The following is a 1,214-nucleotide window of genomic DNA, read 5'->3' on the forward strand; positions in this document are numbered from 1 at the left end:
TATTAATACTAAGACCTCGCTTTGAATCACATTTTTTCACACAAATTAACAATGTCGTGATATATACCTCTTTATAGGCAGAGATATTCCGAGCAGTTAACACAAGCGAAGGCTGTTCTTACAACGTTGAGAACATAATTCACAGATATTCACAACAAATGAAAAGATTGGTAGGATACTGAAAAACAAGAATATAGAAGTGAAACTATGATCCCAGCAGAACGTCAAAGAACCATATTATCCCTGTTATCACATCAAGAAGTGTTAAGCATTTCAGATTTAACCGACCACCTTGGCGTATCACATATGACCATTCGTCGTGATATCGTGAAGCTTGAATCCTCAGGTAAAGTCGTTTCTGTTTCTGGTGGAGTGCAACTCGCTCAAGCTCTACATTCCGAACTTTCCCATGATGCGAAGGTCGAGCAACAAGCGGATGAAAAAATTCAAATTGGTAAGCTGGCGGCTACGTTAATTGGTCAAGACGCTACGATTTACTTGGATGCGGGAACAACCTCTCTAGAAATCGCCCATCAAATAGCAAATCGTAATGATCTTTTAGTGATCACCAATGACTTCTCTATTGCTGCTTTCCTTATGACGCACAGTGAATGTGAGCTTTACCACACTGGCGGAAAAATTGACCGCGAGAACCAATCCACCATTGGTGGAAAAGTCGCAGAGTTCTTGAATGGGCTAAATATTGATATCGCCTTTATTTCGACTTCATCTTGGAGCTTGAAAGGCTTATCAACACCTAATGAAAATAAAGTTCTCGTTAAAAAAGCAATCATCAAGGCGGCACAAACCAATTATCTGATCTCAGACTCAACTAAATACGGTCAGATAGCGAGCTTTCATGCATTAGACATCGAGCAATTGGACGGAATTATTACCGATCGAAACCTATCCGAAGTGGTCACTCAAGAATTAACGGATAAAGGATTACGTGTGTATAAAGAGTAACACTACCTAAACATCTGAGTTCGCGTAACTTTTATACTCGTTAATTTATAGGTGCTTCCAATATACATAGACCGTGCTGTGTACTTTCTGGCAGAAAACACATCCTTTTGTTTTCTAAATTACCAAATTACTGATTACATCTGGATATGAAAGCTCACTTCGCTTTATCGCTGCTCGTCACTTGTCATCAAAAATCAAATTCACTGCAATTGCCATCAAAACTAAGCCTGAGATTGGCAGCAAGACAC

Annotated in this window: 1 protein-coding gene; it reads left to right on the plus strand. The window is 39.4% G+C overall.

Annotated features, from left to right (window positions below):
• Positions 1-207: 207 nt before the first annotated feature.
• Positions 208-966, plus strand: coding sequence for a DeoR/GlpR family DNA-binding transcription regulator (locus tag IQR33_RS02155; RefSeq protein ID WP_005375354.1), 759 nt, complete (start codon positions 208-210; stop codon positions 964-966).
• The last annotated feature ends 248 nt before the right edge of the window (positions 967-1,214 follow it).

The organism is Vibrio sp. OPT46, assembly GCF_015163535.1.
GTDB lineage: Bacteria > Pseudomonadota > Gammaproteobacteria > Enterobacterales > Vibrionaceae > Vibrio > Vibrio alginolyticus.

What these genes read in the sequence shown, in the direction of transcription:
- IQR33_RS02155 (WP_005375354.1), top strand. Translation starts at nt 208, where the DNA reads ATGATCCCAGCAGAACGTCAAAGAACCATATTATCCCTGTTATCACAT.